The sequence below is a fragment of the Acidiphilium sp. 20-67-58 genome (assembly GCF_002255515.1).
Taxonomy (GTDB): Bacteria; Pseudomonadota; Alphaproteobacteria; order Acetobacterales; family Acetobacteraceae; genus Acidiphilium.
Map to the genome: position 1 here is coordinate 1 of NZ_NCAS01000054.1, position 22,961 is coordinate 22,961.

Here is a 22,961-nt window from a genome sequence, read left to right on the forward strand (position 1 = left end):
ATAGGCGTATCGCTCCTCAGGGAGGTTCTGGCAGGCTTGGACACCCGCCACGATACGCCGCCTTCTCAAACCTCATCACCTATTTTCAGCCATAGCCCGAAATTTCTAGCGCCGTGCTCGTTCGCTGGCTTTGGCGCTATAGGTCCGAAAAGCCTGCGATGCCCTAAACTGGAATAGTGGTGTCGTTGGTTTCGCGTCCACGCAACCACCGTCACTGCACTCGGCGGCAAGACATGCACGCACCAGAAGCGCCGTGGAGCTTTTGCCGTTCTGATCCTCCCGGCCAGCCTATCGGTCACCCGAATGAACGATGGGAGCTTGAACCGGCGTCATAGGTTGACCTCAGGAAAGTATGTTGAATCAATCGCTTGGTATGCCGATTTGCGTTTGGACTCCTCACCGAAGAACGCTGCAGGCGGAACTCTGAGCGGAGGATAAAACTATATTTTCTGGGTAATCCTTGTCGATTTCCGGTTCAGGATAAAACTTTGTATTTCGTAGCAAACACTCGCTAGCGATGAATCAATGATTTACGCAGCATTCAGGATACAACATTATTTTCCATCTACAATAAAGAATGTGCTCGCGCGTAAAACAGTTTGCTCATACGCATCCGAACAGCCGGCGCCGCGCCGCGATGCGTTCCGATGGCCGGGCGAGTGGGTTCCCGCCCGTGCGGCGTAGCTGCTCGATCTCGGCGGCGGTGGCCTCGGGTGGCGGGGTCATGGTTTAGAGCTTCATCCGATCAGATGGAGTCATCTGATCGGATGAAGATGCTTTAATTATCAACATGATAGAACATTACATCTGATCCGAAAGGAGCGGAAAATACTCTAGCGCCCGACCTTCATGCCTTCCCCCACCGTTTCCGTCGCGCCTTCGCACGCTCGACGATCTGCTCGCCGACTTGTAAAATTTTTCACCGCACCTGCTCACTAGGTGTATAATTTCACATGTTTACGTGAAAACTTCACAAAACCGTCTGACGCGCCGACCCCCGAGGTGTATCTGAATCGCATCACGCGTTTCTGGATAACAACGAGGGTTCGAATGACGTATCAGCAGACGATTGGCACGATGAGCGAAACGATCGCCGCGAAGGGCGCCGCCTGGGAGGGCATCTCGCCCGAGGCCGTAGCCCGCATGCGGCTGCAGAACCGGTTCCAGACCGGGCTCGACATCGCCCGCTACACCGCGAAGGTCATGCGTCAGGACATGGCCGCCTTCGATGCCGATCCCTCGCGCTACACCCAGTCGCTCGGCTGCTGGCACGGCTTCATCGCCCAGCAGAAGATGATCGCGATCAAGAAGCATTTCGGCACCACCAAGGGCCGCTACATCTACCTCTCCGGCTGGATGGTCGCGGCGATGCGCTCCGAGTTCGGCCCGCTGCCCGACCAGTCGATGCATGAAAAGACCTCGGTGCCGGCGCTGATCGAGGAAATCTACACCTTCCTCCGCCAGGCCGACGCCCGCGAGCTTGGCCTGCTCTTCCGCGAGCTCGACGCCGCCCGCGAGGCCGGCGACCTCGCGAAGCAGAAGGAGGTGCAGACCCGGATCGACAATTTCGAAACCCATGTCGTGCCGATCGTTGCCGATATCGACGCCGGCTTCGGCAATGCCGAGGCGACCTATCTGCTGGCGAAGAAGATGATCGAGGCCGGCGCCTGCGCGCTGCAGATCGAGAACCAGGTGTCCGACGAGAAGCAGTGCGGCCACCAGGACGGCAAGGTAACCGTCCCGCACGAGGATTTCGTCCAGAAGATCCGCGCCCTGCGCCACGCCTTCCTGGAACTCGGCGTCGAGGACGGGGTGATCGTCGCCCGCACCGACTCGCTCGGCGCCGGCCTGACCAAGCAGATCGCCTATTCGAAGGAGCCGGGCGACATCGGCGACCAGTACAATTCCTTCCTCGACTGCGACGAGGTCAATCCCGCGCAGATCGGCAACGGCGACGTGCTGATCACCCGCAACGGCAAGCTGCTGCGCCCGAAGCGCCTGCCCTCCAACCTCTACCAGTTCCGTCCCGGCACCGGGGCCGACCGCTGCGTGCTCGACTGCATCAACGCCCTGAACAACGGCGCCGACCTGATCTGGATCGAGACCGAGAAGCCCCATATCGAGCAGATCGCCTCGATGGTCGATCGCGTGCGCGAGGTCATCCCGAACGCCAAGCTCGCCTACAACAACTCGCCCTCGTTCAACTGGACGCTGAACTTCCGCCAGCAGGTCTTCGATGCCTGGAATGAGGAAGGCAGGGACGTATCAGCCTTCGACCGCGCCCGGCTGATGAGCGCCGACTACGACGCGTCCGACCTCGCGGCCGAGGCCGATGAGCGCATCCGCACCTTCCAGCGCGACGCCGCGCGGCGGGCGAACATCTTCCACCACCTCATCACCCTGCCGACCTACCACACCGCGGCGCTGTCGACCGACAATCTCGCGAAGGAGTATTTCGGCGAGCAGGGCATGCTCGGCTATGTCGCCGGCGTGCAGCGCAAGGAAATCCGCCAGGCCATCGCCTGCGTGAAGCACCAGAACATGTCGGGCTCCGACATCGGCGACGATCACAAGGAGTATTTCGCCGGCGATGCCGCGCTGAAGGCCGGCGGCGCCCACAATACGATGAACCAGTTCGCGGCCTGATCCGCGGCGGCCCGGCACGCTCCGGGCCGCCATGCCGGCGCGGCGGGCTCAGCCCCGCGCGCCGGGCTCTTTCTCCCGCAGGACCAGCGCCGCCGCGCGCTGCGCCAAGGGAGAGAACGCCGCGCGCCCCGCCGGGGTCAGATAGGGCTCGAACAGCGCCATCACCTGCCCGAACCCCCATTGCATCTGCTGCTCCGTCAGCCCGGCGGACGCGGTGCTGGTGTGCAGGTAATCCATCCAGTAGCTCGACACGATCCAGACATTGGTGACGAAGCTGGTGATCCGCCCGGCCGGAATCGCAAGAAACCCATGCTCCGTGGCCAGCGCCATCACCCGCGCCACCGCCGCACTCGCCCGCGCCTGCACCTCCATGAACCGCCCCTTCAGCCCCGGTAGCCGGTGCTGCAGGTTGAACGCGTCGCGATAGAAGCACCGATAGCGCCACATCAGCGCGAACCAGCCGAGCTGGTACTCGGCATACGATTCCGCCGCCGCCGCATCGCCCAGCGCCGCTTCCGCGACCGCGAGCTCCTCCTCCTGGAACCGCTCGTACAGGGTGGCGATCAGCAGCTCCTTCTTGCGGAAATGATAATGCAGGTTGCCCTCGCGCATCCCGCAGGCCGCCGCGATCTCAGCGACGGTCACGCCGAAGCCGCGCTCGTTGAACAGCCCGAGCGTCGCCTCCAGCACGCGCTGCCGCGTCGCTCCGGCCCGTCCGCCTGTCCCCGCCATGATCTTTTCGCCCCGAACTCTTCGCTTGACCAAGTTAGGGTATTCACCCTAATACTTTTTCAAATTAGGGCAAACACCCTAGCGCCGCGCCCGGATCGCGAATTCCGCATCGGCGGGCAGGCCACCGGAACGGAGGAACAACCATGCTCGACGCCGCATCTCCCCGCGCCGAGGCGCAGGCCGCGGTCACCCGGGTCGACGTGCTGATCGTCGGCACCGGCTTTGCCGGCCTCGCCATGGCGATCCGCCTGCAGGAGGCCGGCTTCGGCAATCTCCTGCTGATCGAGAAGGCCGCCGAGGTCGGCGGCACCTGGCGCGAGAACACCTATCCCGGCGCCGCGTGCGACATACCCTCGCATCTCTACTCGCTGTCCTTCGCGCCGAAATCCGACTGGTCGCGCCTCTTCCCCCGCCAGCCCGAGCTCTACGCCTATCTGCGCGACGTGGCGGATCGCTTCTCCCTCCGCCCGCTGATCCGCTTCGGCACGGCGCTGATCGAGGCGCGGTGGGACGAGGCGCGCAGCCTCTGGGTCGCCACCACCACCACCGGCACGATCGAGGCGCGCGTCCTCGTCGGCGGCATGGGACCGCTGCACTGGCCCTCCATCCCCGAGCTGCCGGGCATCGAGGCCTTTGCCGGCGAGCGCTTCCATTCCGCCACCTGGCGGCACGATCTCGATCTCGCCGGCAAGCGCGTCGCGGTAATCGGCACCGGCGCCTCCGCCATCCAGTTCATCCCCGAGATTGCCAAGGTGGCGTCGCATGTCACCGTCTTTCAGCGCACCCCGCCCTGGGTGCTGCCCCGGCACGATCGCCCGGTGCCCGAGCTCTGGCAGCGTCGCTTCGCCCGCCATCCGTGGATGCGCCGCCTGTTCCGCGAGTCGCTGTTCTGGGTGCACGAGGCCCGGGTGCTCGGCTTCCTCGGCAACCGGCGGGCCCAGCGCGCCGGCGAGGCGCTCGGCCGGCGGAACATCGCACGGGCGATCAAGGATCCCGTCCTCGCGGCAAGCGTCACGCCAGACTACCGCCAGGGCTGCAAGCGCACCCTGCTGTCGGATGACTACTATCCCGCCCTGGCCCGCCCGAATGTCAGCCTGACCACCGCCGCCGTGGCCGAGGTGCGTGCCCGCTGCATCGTCGATGCCGGGGGCGTCGAGCACGAGGCCGACGTCATCATTTACGGCACCGGCTTCGAGGTCACCACCGCCTTCCGCCATCTCCGCCTGATCGGTCGCGGCGGAATCGAGCTGAACCGCGTCTGGGCGGATACCGGCATGAAGGCGTTCAAGGGCATCACAATCCCCAACTTCCCGAACTTCCTGCTCCTGCTTGGGCCGAACACCGGGCTCGGCCACAACTCGGTTGTCATCATGATCGAGGCGCAGGTGCGCTACGCGGTCGATCTCCTGCGCCGGATGCGCGCCGCGGGCATCAGGGCGGCGGCGCCGAAGCCCGAGGCACTCGCCCGCTACCAGAAGGAGCTGGACCGGAAAATGGCGAAAACGGTCTGGACCACCGGCGGCTGCCGCAGCTGGTATCTCGATGCCGACGGCCGTAACACCACGCTCTGGCCCGGCACCGTCGTCGGCTACCGCCGCGCGACCGCCGCTTCCGACCTCGCCGATTACCAAACGAGCCGTTAGGCAACTGCACGTGAGAACACGCCGATGAAACTCAGCCTCGACGGCGCCGTCGCCGTCATCACGGGCGCTGCCAGCGGCATGGGCGCCGAGCTTGCCGTGCGGATGGCGGCGAAAGGATGCCGCCTGGCCCTCGTCGATCGCGACGCGGCGGGGCTCGACAGCGTCAGCCACCGCATCGCAGCCCAGCATCGCGCGCCGCTCACCACCCATGTCGCCGACCTTGCCGACCACGCCGCCATCGCTGCGCTGCCCGACGACGTGCTCGCCGCCCACGGCAAGGTCACGGTGCTGGTCAGCAATGCCGGCGTCGCCCTCGCCGGCCCGTTCGACGATTACGGTCCGGACGATTTCGAGTGGCTGATGGACATCAATTTCTGGGCCGGCATCCGCCTCACCACCGCCTTCCTGCCGCATCTCAAGCGCGCGCCGGCAGCGCAGATCGCCTATACCTCGTCGGTCTTCGGCATCGTCGGCGTGCCCGGCAACGTCGCCTATTGCGCCAGCAAGTTCGCGATCCGCGGCTTTGCCGAGGCATTGCGCCAGGAACTCGCCGGCACCGGCGTCGGCATCACCATCATCCATCCGGGCGGGGTGAACACCGCCATCGCCCGCAGCGCCCGCGTCGCCCGCGGCACCGATGCCGCCGCCGCCGCAGCGGGCCTAGTGCAGTTCGAGAAACTCCTCCGCACCCCGGCCGACAAGGCCGCCGCCGCGATCCTCGATGGCATCGAGCGGCGTCGCAACCGCGTGCTGATCGGCGCCGACGCCCGCGTGCTGGACTGGATCCAGCGCCTCCTCCCGGTCGGCCACGCGAAACTCGTCACCCGCCAGGCCAGCTTCATGCCCTCCTCCCTCGCCGCCCAACTCACCCGCGCCCGGCCCTGAAGGGAAACGTCATGCCGAGCCTCGCCTCCCACATCGTCAACCCGCTCATCCGCGCGATCGTCAAGTCGCAGCTCTCCGCCGACGTCTCCGGCCGCACCGAGGCCGAGATCGCCCGCCGCGTCCGCCGCGCCCTCGGCACCCCGGTCCTGCCGCCGCCCGGCGGTCGCTACGTGAAGGGCGAGTGCGGCGGCATCCCCGGATTGTGGACCGAGCCGAAGGCGCCGCCCGCCGCCACCGTGCTCTACATCCATGGCGGCGGCTTCATCGCCTGCTCGCCGGCCACGCACAAACCCTTCACCCTCGCCTTCGCGAAGCGCGGCTTCCGCGTCTTCGCGCCGGACTACCGCCTCGCGCCGGAACACCGCTTTCCCGCGGCGCTCGACGATGCGCTCGCCGCCTATCGCGGCCTGCTCGATTCGGGGGGCGATCCGGCCTCGCTCGTCATCGCCGGCGATTCCGCGGGCGGCGGCCTCGCCCTGTCCACCCTCGTCGCGGCGAATCGCGCCGGCCTGCCGATGCCCGCCTGCGCCGTGCTGTTCTCGCCCTGGACCGACCTTGCCTGCGCCGGCGACAGCATGCGGACCAACCTGCGCGCCGACCCGATGCTCTGCGCCACCACCATGCCCGCCGCGGCCGCGCTCTATCTCGGCGCCGCCGACAAGCGCGATCCGCTCGCCTCGCCGCTATACGCCGACCTCGCTGGCCTGCCGCCGCTCTGCATCCACGCCAGCGCGATCGAGGTGCTGCGCGACGACAGTACCCGCCTCGCCACCAGGGCGCGCGAGGCCGGCGTCGAGGTCAGCATCCGGCTGTGGGAGAACATGCCCCATGTCTGGCCGATCTTTCAGCTCCTGCTGCCCGAGGCGCGGCGCACGATGGACGAGGTCGCCGAATACCTCACCGCCCGCATCGCCCAAACCCACCGTTAGTCCTGGCCGGGCGTCGACCATCTCGCAATGGCAATGCGACGCGCTCGCCGATCGAGTGCAAGGACCATCGCTTTTCCAACGCATCGGTGCCGAAATCGCAAAACGCCCGGCCCGGGACGGGTTTTCCGTGGCGGTGAACTATGCGGCGAACGCCGATGCCGCGCAGGCCGTCGTTGCGCACATCCTGGCCTCGAACGGCGGAGCCGCCGCCATCAAGGCCGATTTCAGCCAGTCGGCCGGCGTCGAGATGCTCACCCTCATCCTTGCGAGGGAGCTGCGCGGGCGAGGCATCACCGTTAACGCCGTCGCGCCGGGTCCGACCGCGACCGAGCTGTTCCTCGAGGGCAAGTCGCCAGAGCTCATCGACAGGATCGCCGGGCTTTCACCCCTGGAACGCCTCGGAACACCGGAAGAGATTGCCAGTGTCGTTGCCATGATCGCCAGCCGTGACGGCGACTGGATCAACGGACAGACGATTTTCGCAAATGGCGGCTCCGCCTGAATTCAGCCCCGCCGAATTGCGCCCAGATGACCGGCGCGCTTTCTGCGCCGCCATGGTGTCCCGGGCGCGCATGGCCGATGGCGTTAAAGCCGAACCCGTCAGCGACGGTGACGCCCGGATGACATTCACGCGCTGGCGGGGCTGCTCCAAGGCAGCGAAGTGGCCATTCGTCAGCATGATCGTCCAGCGTCGGACATCGAGCACGCGCTCAACCCCGGAACGGGGCGGTGCATTCATGCATCGGTGGTCTTGAGGAATTCGACGAAGGCCCGCAGCGGTGCGGGAAGCAGGCGACGGTCCGAATAATACAGGAATGGTCCGGAGAAAGTCTGCCACCATGGAACGAGGATCGGCTCAAGGGCGCCGCTGTCGAGATGCGGGCGCAGCCAATCCTCGAACAGATGGATGATCCCGGCGCCGGCGCGCGCGGCGGCGATCGCGAGTTCCACCGCGCCGCCGGGGCTGACGACCAATGATCCCGTGGGATCCACGCGCACGATCTCGCCGTCGCGCTCGAACTCCCAGGGCGGCATCGCGCCGCTGCTGAAGCGTCCCCTGATGCAGAGATGTGCGAGCAGGTCGCGCGGGTGGTCGGGCCGGCCGCGCCGCTTGAAGTAGGCCGGGGATGCGGCGGTGGCGAAGCGCTGCACGCGCGGGCCGATCGGCACGGCGATCATGTCCTGCTCCAGACGTTCGTCGTAGCGGATGCCGGCATCGCACCCGGCGGCGAGGACATCGACGAAACTATCCTCAGCGACAATCTCCACCCTGATCTCGGGATAGGCGGCAAGAAAGCGTGGCAGGATGGCCGGTAGAACAAGGCGCGCCGCGCTGACCGGGACATTGAGCCGCAGCGTGCCGGCAGGGCTGAGGCGAAAGGCGTTCACCACGTCGAGCGCCGTCTCGACCTCGCGCAGCGCCGGGCCGAGCCGCTCCAGCAATGTCTCGCCGGCTTCGGTGGTGACGACGCTCCTCGTCGTCCGATGCAGCAACCGGACGCCGAGCGCCGTCTCGAGCCGGCGCACCGCCTCGCTCAGCGATGATGCGCTCATGCCGCCGATCCGCGCCGCCTCCCGAAATCCGCCCGCGCGGGCGACGTTCATGAATGCATTCAGGGCATCGAAATCCGGATTCATTGTTCGCTCTTTCGCACAGCCTGTATGGATTGTACCCGATTATCACACACATGCGCAGGGCCAATTATGGTGCGGCAACAAAGGAGAGCACCATGACCATGATTGACCAGGCCGGAACCTTCACGCTGGGTGGCCGCACCGTGCGGCGCCTCGGCTATGGCGCGATGCAGCTTGCCGGCCCGGGCGTGTTCGGCCCGCCCCGAGACCCGGATGAGGCCCGCGCCGTGTTACGCGCGGCCGTTGCCGCCGGCGTCGATCATATCGACACCGCGGATTTCTATGGGCCGCATGTGACCAACCGGCTGATCCGCGAGGCGCTGCACCCCTATGGCGATGATCTCGTGATCGTCACCAAGGTCGCCGCGCGGCGCGGCGATGACGGCGCCTGGCTGCCCGCGCTGTCACCGGCGGAACTTGTTGCGGCGGTCCACGACAATCTGCGCAATCTCGGCCTCGATGTTCTCGAACTCGTCAATTTCCGGAGCATGCATGGCATTCACGGACCGGAAGAGGGCTCGATCGAGGAGCCGCTCACCGTCCTCGCGGAACTTCGGCAGAAGGGGTTGATCCGGCATATCGGGCTGAGCAACGTGACGCCGGCGCAGGTGGCGCAGGGGCGCGCAATCACGGAGATCGCATGCGTCCAGAACCACTACAACGTGGCGCGACGTGAGGATGACGCGCTGATCGACGAACTTGCCCGCGAGGGGATCGCGTATGTGCCGTTCTTCCCGCTGGGCGGATTTTCGCCGTTGCAGTCGCGGGAGCTGTCCAGGGTCGCCGAAGGTCTCGGTGCCTCGCCGATGCAGGTAGCACTTGCCTGGCTGCTCCGCCGCGCACCCAATATCCTGCTCATTCCCGGCACATCCTCGCTTGCCCATCTGAACGAGAATCTCGCCGCGGCCCGCCTTGACCTTGCCGACGCGGATCTGGCCGCGCTGGACGGAATCGCGGGCGCGGGCGCGCGGTAAGACAGGAGGGCGTATGGCGGGGAGGCGTTTGGTCAGCCGCAGGCGATCAGCGCCTCGCGTTGCTGTCGTGATGCCATCAGCCGCTGCCGTGAAGCGGCACGGATTTCCGGCCGTGCCGTAGCGGGTGTGCCTGCGCTGAACGGCGGTGCCGGCGCGTATTCCATGGACAGCTGAATTGTCTCCGCCTCGTCCCGGCCCAACAATTCGGCAATCACGGCGAGTCCGAAGTCGATCCCCGAGGTCACGCCGCCTGCGGTGATAAGCCTGCCATCGCGAACCACACGTTCCGCGATTGGCGTCGCCCCGAACCGCTGGAGCAGATCGAGAGCGTTCCAATGCGTCGTCGCCCGCCGACCAGCCAACAAGCCAGCCTGCCCGAGCAGCAGCGCGCCGGTGCAGACTGACGTGACATACTTGGCCGTCATCGCCTGATCGCGAAGAAAACCGAGCACGTCCGGGTCGTTCAGCAGCGCATTCACGCCAGCACCCCCCGGCACACAGATCAGGTCGTAGCGAGGCGCTTCGGCCAGCTGACGGTCCGGCACAAGCCAGAGACCCGTGGAGGCGCGCAGTGGGGCGAGATCCTTCCAGACAAGCTCGACCTCGACGCCTTGCGCTGAGGCGAAGACTTCGTAGGGTCCGGTCAGATCGAGCTGCTGAACACCCGGAAAGCAAAGAATGCCGAATTGCAGTGCCATGATCGCCTCCTTCCTTGAACCCAAGAGCGTAACACCAAACGACGCGGCTTCGGGCTAGAGCACGTTCCGATCCATCCGGATCGGATGCCGTGCTCTATCTTGTTGATAATTCGAGCATCTTTATCCGATCAGATGATTCCATCTGATCGGATTGATGCTCTAAATCTGCGAGACACCACCGTCGACGACCAGTTCCGCACCGACGACGTAGCTGGACTCGTCGCTGGCCAGATAGACCGCGGCCGCCGCGATATCCTCAGCTTCGCCGATCCGCCCGATCGGCACCATCGCCGCGGCCTTTTCCCGGAACGCCTGAAGCTCTTCGGGGCTACGGTGCCGGCCGATCAATGGTGTGTCGATAAATCCCGGACTGATCGTGTTGACACGGATCTTGCGATCCAGAAATTCGCGCGACCAGGTTCGTGCGAGTGACCGGACCGCGGCCTTCGCGGCCGAGAGCAGCGAAAGGCCGGGCCGGCCGACACGGATGATGAAAGAGGTACTCAGGATGACCGAGGCGCCGTAACGCAAGATCGGGGAAACTGCCTGCATGGAGAAGAAGACGCCTTTGACGTCGATATCCATGATCTCGTCGTAGCGCGCCTCGTCGGTCTCGGCGAGCGGGGTAGCGTAGGCGATGCCGGCATTGGCAAAGAAGACATCGATTTCACCAAAGGCTTCCGCGACAGCCTTGCCGACTGCCTGCATGTCCGCGATCGAACGAACGTCGGCCGGCAGGACCAGCGCCTCCTGGCCAAGCTCGGCACGCACCGCATCGAAGCGGCTGGCGTCGCGCCCGGTGACGGCGACCCGCGCGCCTTCGCGAAGAAAGAGCTTGGCCGTGGCCAGGCCGATGCCGCTGGTCCCTCCGGTGATCAAGGCGGTCTTGTTCTTCAACCTCATGGTCGTGCTGCCTTCTGATGGATGATATCAGGAGAGTCGGCGCATCCGTGCGGCGACGATCGCAATTCGCCGTTCCGCATCGGCTATGGCGTTAGCGAGGCGGGCATTGACCGCCTCGATGACCGGGGGTGGCGCTGTTTCCGGTGATCCCGCCGCGAAGGGTGGTTCGGGGGCGTATTCGAGCAGAAGCTGTGCGCCCTGTGCAGCCTCCGGCCCGCGCAGATCGGCCAAAAGCGCGAGGGCGAAATCGGTGCCGGCCGTCACCCCGCCGCCGGTGATCCGATTGCCGTCGCGCACGATCCGTCCTGCGTCGGGGATTGCCCCGAAAGCCGCGAGCAGGTCTCTGAATGCCCAGTGGCAGGCCGCGCGACGGCCGTTCAGAAGTCCTGCCGCGGCGAGGATCAGTGAGCCGGTGCAGACCGAGGTGACATAGAGTGCGCCATCGGCAAGACGCCGGATTGCGTCGAGAAATTGGGGCGTCTCCAGCGCTCCGATGCAGCCAAGGCCGCCGGGGACAAGGAGAATTTCGCAGGATTCGATCGTCTCCAGATCGCGGAGAGCGCCAAAGTTGATCCCGTCGGCAACGATGTCTTTGCAGCCCAGCGCGGCCAGTTCGAGCTCCATCTCAGGCACGGCGCGGAGGATCTGATAAGGACCAATGAAATCGAGCGGTGTGACCCCTTCATAGAGAGGAATGACGACATGTGTCATCGCAAGTCTCCTGTTGCCGAGGAATTTGGCAACAAGAGAGCGCGGCGTAAATGACATATATCCCTTATTTTACGACATGACCCATCATATCGGACTCTTCCATCGCACCGATCATCCGATCTTCGATTTTCCTCTTGCGATGGCCATTCATCCAGGCTCCCGGCAGATCAACCTGTTGCTCCCGTTCAAACGCGTCCGCGACTCATCGAATTGGGTTTCCGGCGCTGTCCTGAGGAAGGCGACAGCAATCGTTTCATGGCGATTTGCCATCGGCCAACTGTCGAACCGCGCGACGGGAAGCAGTCTGAACCAGCCGCGATGCGCCGGTGAATACTATCTCCAGTCGCGCATGGCAGCAGCGGCGAGGTTGGAGCGGATCACCTGACGATGAAAGGGGGCGATCGCAATCAGATAGGCTTTGCCAGCGAGATTATGGCAGTGCACCACGGTCGTTGCGATAAGCTCCGCGCCATCCGTATCACGACTTGGCCGCAGCAGCAGCGAGGCGCGAAAGTCGAGGTGCCGGTCATCCTCACCCAGTATGACCTCGTCGCGCGACACGGATATGACCTTGAAGAAATCGATGTGCGTTGCGCCGTCCGAAGCGGCCAGCTCGCGCAGTTGACGCGAGGATTTGACGCCAAACGGGCGGACAAGCAGGTCACGGACCGACAGGAGGGCCCGGAACCATGGGGCCGGATGGCCGAGCGCGCTGCGGGCGAGGGGCTCGATGCCCAGCGCGGCATCTTCCTTTGTCAGGTTTATCGCGAAGGCATCCGCAAGATCAGCATCGGGCAACCAGTCGGCGATGGCACTCTCGCGCGGACAAGGGACCTGCCTGACGATTTTCCTCATGGTTTCTGGCTCCTTCACCTTCTGCCTGGCGGCTTGCCACGGCATCCGCAGGGGAAGCGGTGCGTCAGCGGCCTCGCGGCCATACTGGCGCGGCGAGCGGTGCATGACCCGCTTGAACATGGTGCTGAAGAATTTCTCCGACTCATAGCCGAGAGCCCAACTGATCTCGGCCAGAGACTGGCGGGACGTGGTCAGCTTTTCGGCGGCCTGCAGCATGCGCCAGCGTGTCAGATAGGCCATTGGCGTGAGTCCGGTGACCTCCTTGAACCGCACGGCGAACGCGGTGCGCGACATTCCCGCTTCCCTGGCCAATGTGTCGACGGTCCAGCGGTGGCCGGGCGCGCGATGAATGGCGCCGACCGCCGCCCGCAATTGCGGGTCGGCAAGCGCGAAGAGCCAGCCGGATGGCACTTTCGGTTTGCGGGACAGATGGACGCGCAAGGCCTGGACCAGGATCATCGTTGCCAATTGTTGTGCCACGATAAAATCGCCAGGCAGGCCCTGCGACATTTCCCGGCGCATGCGCTCGACGCACCATCGCAACATCTCGCTGTCGGCGCTGTCCTGGATGTGCAGGAGCGACGGCAGTGTTTCCAGAAGTAGGTCCGCCTGACCTTCCGAGAGCATGAAATACCCCCCGATGCTCAGGAAATCGCCACCTCCGCGCCGCCGCGGTGAGTGCCGACCGGCGGGCGATCGAGGCCATGGGGGGTGTTCTTGACAAGGGTGCCCCGCTGATCGCGGCCTTCCCGACGATGGCGCTCAAGGCGGGGTGCATCGGGTCGGAAACCGACGCGGCGGATCCTGGCTCGGTCGGCGGTGGCAGGGCCGGGACGGAACAAGCAATCGCAGGACTCGCCGGGCGCGGCCTGCGCGCGGCAACGGTCCGGCTGCCGCCCTCGGTTCATGACGAGACGAAACAGGGGCTGGTGACGCAACTGATCGCCGCGGCGGGCACCAGGAAAATCTCGGCCTATATCGGTGTGGGGGACAACCGGTGGTGCGCCGTGCATCGTCACGACGCCGCGCGGCTGTTCGTGCGCGCGTTGGAACGCGGGGAACCCGGCCGCCATTATCATACCATTGGCGAGGCGCCGATCGCGCTGCGCACCATCGCCGAGGTGATCGGCGCGGCCTTGGACGTGCCGGTCCGGTCTCTCGCGCCAAAGGAAGCGACGAAGCATTTCGGATGGCTCGCCGCCTTCATCGCCACCGATAATCCTGTCATGTGCAAGGCCACGCAAGAAGCGCTCACGTGGTCGCCAACAGGGCCCGGGCTTCTGGCCAACATCGAAAACACGATCACCAAGGCGAGCGCGCGCGCTTTGCCATCGAGCGTCTGACGCCCCGAGACGCCCGGATGCGGCCCCGTTTGGGTGCTCATGAATCGGTCCGGCAAAGGCCTGAACAGGGCCATTCATCCTTGGCGGGGCAATTCGGTCCTGCAGTCCAGCGGGCGGCTACCGTCCAGTCTTTCGACCAGAGCATCAATGAAAAGCCGTACCTTCACTGAAAGGCGATGGCGGTGAGGATAGAGCACTTCGAGGCGGAGCTGCCGGGGCACGTAGTCTTCCATCACCGGAACCAAAGTGCCGTTCGCAAATTCGTCGCCGACGAGAAATCGCGGTGCAATGACAATGCCAATACCCCCAATCGCGGCAGCGCGCAGCAGAGAGGTCCCGTTCGTCAACAGATTGCCGCGAACCGACACTGTCGTCTCGCCATCGGGGCCATCGAATATCCAATCATCGCCGAAGGGATAGGCGGCATGATGCAGGCAATTGTGGCCTGTCAGCTCATCTGGGGTCCGTGGTGTTCCGTGGCGCTCAAGGTAGGCGGGCGCCGCACAGAGAACGTGGCGATAGCCCGTCAGACGCCGGACAATGAGCTGGGTGTCGGGGAACGGCGTTATGCTGACGACCAGATCGAGGCCTTCGCCAACGACGTCCGCGCTGACCCGGTCAACCATGAGAGCCTCGACCTGCATCTGCGGGTAGCGTCCGAGATAGTCGGTGACCACCGGTGCGAGCACGGATGTCAGTGCATCAGTGGCAGCGAATCGCAGCCAGCCGGTCGGCTTCGTCTGCAGTGCCGTCGCCGTCTGGTCCGCCTCCTCGATCGCTGCAAGAATACGGCAACACTGTTCGTAATAGGCCTGTCCGACATCGGTGAGACTGACGCGCCGCGTCGTGCGATTGAGCAGGCGGGCACCGAGCCGCTCCTCGAGGTTCTGCACATGGTTGCTGACCATGGCCGGCGACATGCCGAGACGTCGCGCGGCCGCGGAGAAGCCGCCTGATTCGGCGACCTTGGCGAAGACCGTGAGGCTGGTCAGGCGATCCAGGCGCTCTCTCCGATTATCAAACCAGGCTTAATAATCCTTACGAGAGATATCGGATTATCGCGCGCAACGCCACACATCACATTCCCGGCCAGGACGCAGCGATCGGTGGGCGTCAAGAGGAGGTTGGGACCATGATCGACAGGACGAGGCTCAGAAGGGCGGCGATCGCGACCACGGTTGTCGCAGGAATGATCGGCGGCACGTATGAAGCGGTTGGCTGGTGGCGGCATGGTCGCTTCGAAGTGTCCACCGACGACGCTTATGTCCAGGCGGACTCCACGATCATCGCGCCGAAGGTCTCCGGCTATGTCGCGCAAGTACTGGTCGCGGACAACCAGCACGTCGTGGCGGGCCAGGCGCTGGCGCGCATCGACCCGCGCGACCTTCAGGACGCGCTTGCGGCGGCGCAAGCCGAGGTAGCCGCCAGCCAGCAGGCGATCGCCAATCTCGATGCAAGGATCGTCTTGCAGCACAGCATAGTGGCGCAGGAAGCGGCGGAGGAGACCGGCGCAACGGCGGCGCTCAGCTATGCGTTGCAGAATTCGAGGCGATACGCAGTGCTGGCACGGAGCGGCGCCGGCACCGTGCAGAGCGAGCAGCGCGCCGCGACTGCGCTGGCTGAAGCCAGGGCGACGCAGCAACACGACCAGGCATCCACCCGTGCCGCGACACAGAAAATTGCGGTGCTGGAAACAGCGCGCGCGCAAGCGGACGCGGAGCTTGAACACGCCAGGGAAGCGGCCCGGCAGGCCAAGCTCAACCTCTCCTACACGGAGATCACCGCGCCGATCGCCGGCACCATCGGCGATCGTTCGCTCCGTGTCGGCCAGTATGTCCAGGCCGGCACGCAGCTCATGGCAATCGTGCCGCTCCGGCACGTCTTTGTGACTGCCAACTTCAAGGAGACACAGCTGACCCATGTGCGACCGGGACAGCCCGTCGATATTGCCGTCGACATGTTTCCTGGCGCCGTCGTGCATGGGCGCATCGCCAGCCTGGCACCGGCATCCGGGCTCGAATTTGCACTCCTCCCGCCGGACAACGCGACTGGCAACTTCACCAAGATCGTCCAGCGCATCCCGGTGCGGATTGCGCTCGACGCCGACACCAGGCTGCTCGGCAGGCTGCGCCCGGGCATGTCGGTGGAGGCGACGATCGACACGAAGCAAGCGGCCCGGGCTGCGCGAGCGACACCCACGGTGTCCTTCGCCCCCGACACCCAGCGCGTGGCGTCAGAGTAAGGACCGACCGATGAGCACACTTGCAGCACGAACCCACGGCGGCACGCAGGTCGATCCGCCCGCAGCGCCGCGGGGCGTCGATGCCGTCCCGTTCCGCACCTGGCTTGCAGTGCTTGCCTCAACGCTTGGCGCCTTCATGGCGGTGCTGAACATTCAGATCACGAATGCTGCACTTCCGGATATCCAGGGCGCCATCGGCACCGGGATCGACAATGGCGGATGGATCTCCACCGCCTACCTGATCACCGAGATCATCGTGATTCCGCTCACCGGCTGGCTTGCCCGCGTGTTCTCGATGCGCGTCTATCTGCTGGCAAATGCCACTCTGTTCCTGGTCTTTTCGATGTCATGCGCGAGCGCCCACGATCTCGGCCAGATGATCGTACTCCGCGCGTTCCAGGGGTTTTCCGGAGGCGTGCTGATTCCGCTGGCCTTCACCATCATCATGACCATGCTGCCGAAATCGAAGCAGCCGATCGGGCTCGCGCTGTTCGCCATTTCGGCAACCTTCGCGCCGGCGATCGGCCCGACCATCGGCGGTTGGTTGAACGAAAACTACGGCTGGCAGTACATCTTTTACGTGAACCTGTTACCCGGCGTCATCATGCTCGGGATGCTAGCCGCGTCACTCGAGCCGGCGCCGATTGATCTTGCGCTGCTGCGCGAGGGCGACTGGTCAGGCATCGCGACGATGGCGATCGGTCTCGGCGCACTCGAGACCGTGCTGGAGGATGGGAACAAGGACGGCTGGTTTGGCTCGCCGTTTATCCTGCACCTCTCCATTGTGGCTGCGATTGCTCTTGTCGCCTTTGTCGTGATCGAGCTGACCAAACGGCGGCCGCTGCTTAATCTCCGCCTCTTGCTCGGGCGTAATTTCGGCTTCGGCACGCTGGCGAACTTCCTGCTTGGAAGCGCGCTATACGGCTCGGTCTTCATCCTGCCGCTCTATCTTTCGCAGACTCAGGGCTACAACGCCGAGCAGATCGGGGAGGTCTTGGCCTGGACCGGGCTGCCGCAACTTGTGCTCATTCCGCTCGTGCCGAAGCTGATGGGCAGGTTTGACAGCAGGGTGCTGGTCACCGTCGGCTTCATCCTGTTCGGCGGCAGCGCGCTCATGACCATACATCTGGATGGGAATTTTGCCGGCCCCCAATTCATGCTGCCGAATATCATCCGCGCGATTGGCCAGGCCCTCGTCCTGACGCCGCTCGCGGCACTTTCAACCACGGACGTCCGGGTCGGGGATGCCAGCAGCGCCTCCGCCCTCTTCAACATGTCACGAAATCTCGGCGGGGCAATCGGCATCGCGGTGTTGCAGACCGCCTTTACCTGGCGAGAGCAATATCACTCGAACGTCCTCAGTAGTTCCGTGAACCTTGCAAGCAATGGTACCGAACACACGATCACCATATTGACACAATATTTTCTCGGTCATGGGATCAGCGATCCGGCGATTGCACGGCACGAGGCAATCATCGGGGTTGGCAACATCGTCCGCCATCAGGCTTCGATCATGGGCTATGGCGACATGTTCTTCCTGCTTGGCGCCGCCCTGTTCCTCGCCCTGGTCGCCAGTCTGTTTCTGAAAAAGACAGCGGCGGGTCAGACCGCCGCGCATTGATCCTGCGCAGGACTGACTTTCAGGCGACACTGTCCGTCGTCAGAATATCTGGCGCAGATCGCGGCGAATGCGGGGCGCAGGATCGCTCATGTCAAACTGGAACTGGCTGCGCTCGCCGAGCGCTTCACGAGCTTGGGCCTTGATGCTGACGACGCCCGAGGCCTTGCGCAACGCGACGCCGGCCCGGCGAGTGGCAGCGAGGCGGGCACCACCGGCGTTGTCAAACAATTGACCGTCCATGCACCACGTTCTGTCTCCGACTTCGCAGCACGGAGCACTCATACCATGTCTCGCTGATCGCGCCCCATGGTATCGAGTCTTTGCGTTCGCGCGCGCTGCCCGCCAACCCGCGCGCATACCCAATCTCATGAGTCAAAACTCATGAGATTGGGTATCAATTTTGGAAAGAGATCTGATGGTCCGGGACGTGTTCAATCGGACCGGACAATCCTTCCGCGCCCCGATCCACGCGGCGGACCGCCTGCGGCGACATGCCGAACAGCTTGACGAAAGCGCGCCTCATGCGTTCCGGGTCGGTGAAGCCGACAGCCTGCGCAATCAACTCAACCGGCTCCGAGCCCTCCTGCAATCGCACGCGGGCGGCCTCGACACGGAGCCGTTCGACAGCTTTGGCGGGCGTTTCGCCTGTCTCGCGCCGGAATGCGCGTCCGAACTGACGAACACTGAGACGCGCTGCTTCAGCGAGACGTTCGATCGGCAAAGCCTCGTGTAAGTGATCGCGTGCGAATGAGAGGGCGATCCGTATCCGGTCTGTCTCCGGCTCCATCTGCGAGATCGGTGCGAATTGAGACTGACCGCCAGCGCGGCGATGATAGACGACCAGCTCCCGCGCAACGTGGCGTGCCAGTTCCTGACCATGATCCGCCTCAATGAGCGCCAGGGCCAGGTCGATTCCGGCCGTCACGCCAGCCGAACTCCAAACGCCGCGATCCGCGACGAATATCCGGTCTGCTTCGACCTCGATGGCTGGATAATTCCGCTGGAGCAGGTGCGCCTGACGCCAATGCGTTGTTGCGCGCCTCCCGTTGAGCAGACCCGCCTCAGCGAGCAGAAAAGCGCCGGTGCAGACGCTGGCAATCCTTGAAGCCCGGGTAGCGAGGCGCAAAACCGCCTGTACCTCACCCGGCCTCAGCATCGCAGAAACCTCGCCCCCGCACACAACCAGCGTATCCAGCCTGGCCTCATCGGCCGTGGTTGCCGCTACAGGCACGCCGCCGCTGCTCTCAACAAGGCCACCAGCCCGCGAGAGTGTCTCTAGCCCGTAAAGCGGCCGGCCGGACAGTCGCGTGGCCGTCTCGAATGCAGCGAACGGCCCGGCGAGGTCCAGGATCTGATGGCCTGGGAAGATAAACAAACCAACGCGGTGCATGATGGCTGAATATAAGGGATGAATGTTGTTTGCGCCATTGCCAATATGCGACATAGTCCAGCTTGAAGTGGAGAAAATCATCGCTGCGGGAGCGTATCCTCAGATCAAGTGCGGGTAACCGAGCATGAGGTCGTCATGCACGTCTTGCCAGGGCAGATTGGCTGTGCTTTTCCATTTACAAATGCCCGTAGCGAAGTCAGTTTGATCCAGCTTTTTGCTCGGTGATCGCAAAATGAACTGAATTTTGTCTCAAACGCGCAAGGCAGCACTTATGGACCTGTCGGCTTATCTTGGTTTTGTTGTTGTCAGCGCTGCCGAGGTCGCCACGCCAGGCCCATCGACATTGTTTCTCGTCAACAACGCCTTGTCCATCGGTCCACGTCGTGCGCTTGGCGTCCTGAGCGGTGACCTCGTGGCCATCGCGCTGCTTGGCGTGCTGTCCGTGGTTGGACTATCGGCCATCCTTGAAGCTCATCCAACCGTCTTTCTCGCGTTGCGCCTCGCCGGCGCCGGTTACGTCCTGTGGCTCGGATGGGGTTGCCTTCGATCGCCGTCCGTCCTGTCGACCGGGCGGCCGGGAACGCAGGCGGCGGGCAAGACCGACATGCAACTGTGGCTGCACTCATTCGGCGTCGGCGTCAGCAACCACAAGGCTTTCCTGTTCTTCACTGCCTTGTTTCCGCAGTTCATACCGGTTGGAAGCGGAAGACCCGTTCTCCTGCTCTTCGTTCTGATCGTCGTGATCGTCAAGTTTGCAGTTCTGGGCAGTTACGCGCTGAGTGCCAGAGAGGTCAGGCGAATTTTTGCAAGGCCCGAGCACGCAAGGAGGGGACGAACACTGAGCGGTTTCGTCCTCCTGGCGTTCGGAGGATTAGAGCATCATCCGATCCGTAAGCATCCGGTGAAAGCCGCGGTTCTTTTATTTTGTTGGCTTTTGGGAAGGCGGGATGTAGCGATTGGTTCTGTCTGATTATTTTGAAGGCAGGGCCTGGACGATCTCGGTTGCCTCACTTGTGTCGCGATGAACCTCTTCACGGATGACGCGATCTGTGACGTCATTCAGGTATTGCATCAACGCGCCATTGAGTTCCTGGAATTCTGGCCATAGCACTTGATCGACAAAAGCCTGCGGTACCCGCAGCATGACGGTGGTCAGGCGTTGCCGATAAAGGCGGTATGGCTTCAGGCCATAGCGCCGGCACAACGCCAGGAACAATCGGCGAGACCATTGGTCGCGCAGGGAAAACTGCATTTCGATGGCTTTGTCCCGGCCCTGAAGTTCCGCCAGCCTGGCCTGAACGCGCCCGAGTGCGGCCTCGGCCGCTGTGCGTTCGCCGATCGTTCCCGCTCCGGCGAACAATGCCTCGATCTTGCGAAGCTTCTCCCGAAGCACGGCCTCTTCAGACACATCCAACCTCTTCCGCTGCACGTGCCGGGATTTTGCCGGCGCAGTGCCATGGCAACAACTCGTTGAGGCGGCTGGCGGGCTGATTGTTGATCCTGGCGAGCACGTCGGCGAGCCAGGCTTGCGGATCGACGTTATTGAGGCGGGCGGTCTGGATCAGGGTGTAGAGGATGGCGGCCCGTTCACCGCCGCGATCCGAGCCGCAGAACAGCCACGCCTTGCGGCCGAGCGGCACGCAACGCGTTGATCGCCTTGGCAAGATCATGGTGGCGCGACAGCCTGGCGACCTGACCATTCAGCCAGGCATGGAGCTCGGCAACCAGCGGCGCACTGCGTTCCCGCCGCACAGCCAGCCGCTCGACGGCCGATTTGCCGTTGATGGTGCGCTCGACTTCGAACAGGGCATCGAGCCGCCGCACGGCCTCGATGGCGATCGGATAGACCGTGGCGGCTTGCCCCCCACGGCTCTTCCTGCGCGCCGCCGCGGCGATATCGGCCAGTTCGAAGAATTTCCGTCGGGCATGAGCGTGGCAGCCGGCCTCCCGCACCGGTGCAGGTGTGCGGCCATCTTTGTATAGTTCGCCATAGCCACCATAGGCATCGGCCTGCAGGATACCCGGCCAGCCGGCAAGATGGGCCTGTGGATGCTCGCCGCGCCGGTCCCGCGAATAATGGAACAGTGCCGCCGGGGGATCGGAGCCGCCGAAGGGCCGGTCGTCCCGCACATAGACCCATAGCCGTGCCGTATCGGTCTTGCCGCGCGCCATGACCGGCACCGTGGTGTCGTCGCCATGCAGGCGCGCGGCATCATGAACATGGGCTTCGATCAGCCGGTAGAGCGGCATCAGCGCATGACATGCCGCCCCGACCTGATCGGCCAGGGTCGAGACACTGAGTGGAACACCCTCGCGGGCAAAGCGCTCGGCCTGGCGGTTGAGCGGCTGGTGCTGGCCATACTTCTCGAACAAAAGCATCGCGAGAAAGCTTGCCCCCGCCCACCCGCGAGGAACGACATGGAACGGTGCCGGCGGCTGCGCGACCGCCTCGCAGGCCCGGCAGGAAAATTTCTCCCGCACCGTCTGGATCACCTTCCACTGCCGCGGGATCACCTCCAGCGTCTCGGTGATGTCCTCGCCCAGCTTTGACAGCCTGGTGCTGCCACAGGCAGGGCAGGCACAAGGGGGCTCGATCACCACACGCTCGCGCGGCAGGTGTTCGGGAAAGGGCTTTCTGGCCGGGCGCTTGCGCTCGAAACCACCAACGCGCGTCGTCTTTGCCGCGGCAGCCTCGGCAGCCAGACCATCTGCGCTGGCGTCAGCCTCGAGATCCTCGAGCTGTAATTCCAGCTGATCGAGCAGACGACGGCTGCGCTCGGCGCTGGCGCCAAATTGCTCGCGCCGCAGACGGGCAATCTGCAGCTTCAGATGCGCGATCAACGCCTCGGTCGCACTCTCCCGGGCACGCGCATCGGCCAGTCGGGCCTCGGCCTCGTCGGCCCGGCGAGCCATCGAATGCACCAGCGCTTTCAGCGCCTCGACGTCGTTCGGAAGAGTGGTTCCAGAGGTTTCCACGCCCCGAGAGAATCATGGAAAATCGCAGATTTGAAGCCAGAAAATCCCAAGCTGCCGATAAAATTGACCGCCTTTACCCCGCACTCGCCGGCCGCCACGAGTAGCGCGGATTGCGCCAGTCAATTCCCTCCAGCAGGCAGGCCAGCTGCGAACTCGTCAACGAAACCACCCCGTCCTTCGCCGACGGCCACGGAAAATATCCCTTCTCCAGCCGCTTCGAATACAGCGACATCCCCACACCATCATGCCAGATGATCTTCACCAGCGAGCCCGACCTGCCACGGAATACGAACAGATCCCCGCCGTGTGGATCCCGCTTCAACCCTCGCTCGACCAATAGCGCCAGACCCTGCATGCCACGGCGCATGTCCGTGTGCCCCAGCGCAATCCACACACGCGCTCCAACAGGGATCATCCCAGAGCCTTCAGCGTCGCCGTGACCACCGCTGGCGCCACCATGCCCTCGATCACCACCCGCGTACCGCCAGCCAGACGAACCTCGATCCGACCCTGGTTGCGCGGCGCCGCAACAGACGCCCGATCCGTATCCTCAGGCCCCGCAATCATCGCAACGGCCGACAGCTCCGGCGCCATATGAACCGGCAGGAATTGCGCAGGTGCCGAAACCAAACTCAATTCGCCAGCACGCACCAGACGGCGCCAGTTCCATAGCTGACCACGCGATATGTCATGCCGCCGCGCAACTTCCGCAAACACCGCACCAGGCGCTTCCGCTTCCGCAACAATCCGTAGCTTGTCCTCATCACGCCAGCGACGC

General features: G+C 64.3%; 24 protein-coding genes and 1 pseudogene. 11 read left to right on the forward strand and 14 right to left on the reverse strand.

Features of this window, described 5'->3' with window-relative positions; all coding sequences use genetic code 11:
- Positions 1-1,050: 1,050 nt before the first annotated feature.
- The gene (locus B7Z76_RS14705; protein WP_291344899.1) at positions 1,051-2,646 is read left to right on the forward strand and encodes an isocitrate lyase; all 1,596 of its coding nucleotides are present in this window, start codon (positions 1,051-1,053) and stop codon (positions 2,644-2,646) included.
- 48 nt (positions 2,647-2,694) lie between these two features.
- Here B7Z76_RS14705 and B7Z76_RS14710 read toward each other — a convergent pair whose 3' ends face one another.
- A complete protein-coding gene (locus tag B7Z76_RS14710; protein ID WP_291344901.1) occupies positions 2,695-3,378 on the reverse strand; it encodes a TetR/AcrR family transcriptional regulator in 684 nt (227 codons plus the stop codon).
- Between the two features lie 143 nt (positions 3,379-3,521).
- Between B7Z76_RS14710 and B7Z76_RS14715 the strand changes: the two genes are divergently transcribed.
- The 4 genes from B7Z76_RS14715 to B7Z76_RS14730 all read left to right on the forward strand — a co-directional run bounded on the left by B7Z76_RS14715 (position 3,522) and on the right by B7Z76_RS14730 (position 7,337).
- Positions 3,522-5,021 (forward strand): NAD(P)/FAD-dependent oxidoreductase, encoded by a 1,500-nt coding sequence (locus tag B7Z76_RS14715; RefSeq protein ID WP_291344903.1) that lies wholly within the window; start codon positions 3,522-3,524, stop codon positions 5,019-5,021.
- Between the two features lie 24 nt (positions 5,022-5,045).
- A complete protein-coding gene (locus B7Z76_RS14720) occupies positions 5,046-5,906 on the forward strand; it encodes an SDR family oxidoreductase (protein WP_291344905.1) in 861 nt (286 codons plus the stop codon).
- 11 nt (positions 5,907-5,917) lie between these two features.
- Positions 5,918-6,835: an alpha/beta hydrolase gene (locus tag B7Z76_RS14725; protein WP_291344907.1), complete on the forward strand. Its 918-nt coding sequence runs from the start codon at positions 5,918-5,920 to the stop codon at positions 6,833-6,835.
- Between the two features lie 133 nt (positions 6,836-6,968).
- A complete protein-coding gene (locus B7Z76_RS14730; RefSeq protein WP_366925315.1) occupies positions 6,969-7,337 on the forward strand; it encodes an SDR family oxidoreductase in 369 nt (122 codons plus the stop codon).
- Positions 7,338-7,570: 233 nt separating this feature from the next.
- On the opposite strand, the gene B7Z76_RS14735 is transcribed toward B7Z76_RS14730, so the two are convergent.
- Positions 7,571-8,473 (reverse strand): LysR family transcriptional regulator, encoded by a 903-nt coding sequence (locus B7Z76_RS14735; protein WP_291344911.1) that lies wholly within the window; start codon positions 8,471-8,473, stop codon positions 7,571-7,573.
- Between the two features lie 92 nt (positions 8,474-8,565).
- On the opposite strand from B7Z76_RS14735, the gene B7Z76_RS14740 reads away from it, so the two are divergent.
- On the forward strand, positions 8,566-9,444 hold the full coding sequence (locus tag B7Z76_RS14740; protein WP_291344913.1) for an aldo/keto reductase family oxidoreductase: 879 nt from the start codon (positions 8,566-8,568) through the stop codon (positions 9,442-9,444).
- Positions 9,445-9,476: 32 nt separating this feature from the next.
- Here B7Z76_RS14740 and B7Z76_RS14745 read toward each other — a convergent pair whose 3' ends face one another.
- The 3 genes from B7Z76_RS14745 to B7Z76_RS14755 form a co-directional block, all read right to left on the reverse strand.
- Entirely contained in the window at positions 9,477-10,142 is a 666-nt protein-coding gene (locus tag B7Z76_RS14745) for a DJ-1/PfpI family protein (RefSeq protein WP_291344915.1), read from the reverse strand.
- Between the two features lie 159 nt (positions 10,143-10,301).
- The gene (locus B7Z76_RS14750; RefSeq protein WP_291344917.1) at positions 10,302-11,045 is read right to left on the reverse strand and encodes an SDR family oxidoreductase; all 744 of its coding nucleotides are present in this window, start codon (positions 11,043-11,045) and stop codon (positions 10,302-10,304) included.
- A 27-nt stretch (positions 11,046-11,072) separates the two neighbouring features.
- The gene (locus B7Z76_RS14755; protein WP_291344919.1) at positions 11,073-11,756 is read right to left on the reverse strand and encodes a DJ-1/PfpI family protein; all 684 of its coding nucleotides are present in this window, start codon (positions 11,754-11,756) and stop codon (positions 11,073-11,075) included.
- Between the two features lie 76 nt (positions 11,757-11,832).
- On the opposite strand from B7Z76_RS14755, the gene B7Z76_RS14760 reads away from it, so the two are divergent.
- Positions 11,833-12,141: a hypothetical protein gene (locus B7Z76_RS14760; RefSeq protein ID WP_291344921.1), complete on the forward strand. Its 309-nt coding sequence runs from the start codon at positions 11,833-11,835 to the stop codon at positions 12,139-12,141.
- On the opposite strand, the gene B7Z76_RS14765 is transcribed toward B7Z76_RS14760, so the two are convergent.
- Positions 12,090-13,070 carry a DUF2867 domain-containing protein gene (locus B7Z76_RS14765; protein ID WP_291344933.1) on the reverse strand — a complete coding sequence of 327 codons (981 nt, stop codon included), beginning with the start codon at positions 13,068-13,070 and terminating at the stop codon, positions 12,090-12,092. The two genes, B7Z76_RS14760 and B7Z76_RS14765, sit on opposite strands and share 52 nt — an antisense overlap.
- Positions 13,050-13,319: pseudogene (locus tag B7Z76_RS14770) on the reverse strand (cupin domain-containing protein); the annotation flags it as partial. The gene B7Z76_RS14765 and the pseudogene B7Z76_RS14770, both read right to left, overlap by 21 nt.
- 47 nt (positions 13,320-13,366) lie before the next feature.
- On the opposite strand from B7Z76_RS14770, the gene B7Z76_RS14775 reads away from it, so the two are divergent.
- Entirely contained in the window at positions 13,367-13,954 is a 588-nt protein-coding gene (locus tag B7Z76_RS14775) for a hypothetical protein (RefSeq protein ID WP_291344923.1), read from the forward strand.
- Between the two features lie 74 nt (positions 13,955-14,028).
- Here B7Z76_RS14775 and B7Z76_RS14780 read toward each other — a convergent pair whose 3' ends face one another.
- Positions 14,029-14,955 carry a LysR family transcriptional regulator gene (locus tag B7Z76_RS14780; RefSeq protein ID WP_324482893.1) on the reverse strand — a complete coding sequence of 309 codons (927 nt, stop codon included), beginning with the start codon at positions 14,953-14,955 and terminating at the stop codon, positions 14,029-14,031.
- A 131-nt stretch (positions 14,956-15,086) separates the two neighbouring features.
- Between B7Z76_RS14780 and B7Z76_RS14785 the strand changes: the two genes are divergently transcribed.
- Both B7Z76_RS14785 and B7Z76_RS14790 read left to right on the forward strand, forming a co-directional pair.
- Positions 15,087-16,196, forward strand: a complete 1,110-nt coding sequence (locus tag B7Z76_RS14785; RefSeq protein ID WP_291344925.1) for an HlyD family secretion protein — start codon at positions 15,087-15,089, stop codon at positions 16,194-16,196.
- A gap of 10 nt (positions 16,197-16,206) precedes the next feature.
- Positions 16,207-17,817 (forward strand): MDR family MFS transporter, encoded by a 1,611-nt coding sequence (locus tag B7Z76_RS14790; RefSeq protein ID WP_291344937.1) that lies wholly within the window; start codon positions 16,207-16,209, stop codon positions 17,815-17,817.
- A 39-nt stretch (positions 17,818-17,856) separates the two neighbouring features.
- On the opposite strand, the gene B7Z76_RS14795 is transcribed toward B7Z76_RS14790, so the two are convergent.
- Positions 17,857-18,057 (reverse strand): hypothetical protein, encoded by a 201-nt coding sequence (locus B7Z76_RS14795; RefSeq protein WP_291344927.1) that lies wholly within the window; start codon positions 18,055-18,057, stop codon positions 17,857-17,859.
- A gap of 154 nt (positions 18,058-18,211) precedes the next feature.
- Positions 18,212-19,207 (reverse strand): GlxA family transcriptional regulator, encoded by a 996-nt coding sequence (locus B7Z76_RS14800; RefSeq protein WP_291344939.1) that lies wholly within the window; start codon positions 19,205-19,207, stop codon positions 18,212-18,214.
- A gap of 271 nt (positions 19,208-19,478) precedes the next feature.
- On the opposite strand from B7Z76_RS14800, the gene B7Z76_RS14805 reads away from it, so the two are divergent.
- Positions 19,479-20,177 (forward strand): LysE family translocator, encoded by a 699-nt coding sequence (locus B7Z76_RS14805; protein ID WP_291344928.1) that lies wholly within the window; start codon positions 19,479-19,481, stop codon positions 20,175-20,177.
- Here the strand turns inward: B7Z76_RS14805 and B7Z76_RS14810 are convergent, their stop codons facing one another.
- From B7Z76_RS14810 to tnpA, 4 genes are all read right to left on the reverse strand, one after another.
- Positions 20,178-20,615, reverse strand: coding sequence for a hypothetical protein (locus tag B7Z76_RS14810; protein WP_174503955.1), 438 nt, complete (start codon positions 20,613-20,615; stop codon positions 20,178-20,180). It abuts the gene before it with no gap.
- Positions 20,608-22,183 (reverse strand): IS66 family transposase gene (tnpC, locus tag B7Z76_RS14815; RefSeq protein WP_408736381.1). Its coding sequence is split into 2 segments (ribosomal slippage): positions 20,608-20,862 and positions 20,864-22,183, totalling 1,575 coding nucleotides; the frame shifts between segments, so codons are not numbered across the junction. The genes B7Z76_RS14810 and tnpC overlap by 8 nt, the downstream gene beginning before the upstream one ends.
- A 73-nt stretch (positions 22,184-22,256) precedes the next feature.
- Complete coding sequence (gene tnpB / locus B7Z76_RS14820; RefSeq protein WP_011941775.1) at positions 22,257-22,598, reverse strand: IS66 family insertion sequence element accessory protein TnpB; 342 nt, start codon at positions 22,596-22,598, stop codon at positions 22,257-22,259.
- Positions 22,595-22,961, reverse strand: a 367-nt coding sequence (gene tnpA / locus B7Z76_RS14825) for an IS66-like element accessory protein TnpA (protein ID WP_291344931.1), incomplete at its 5' end; no start/stop codon positions are given. The genes tnpA and tnpB, both read right to left, overlap by 4 nt.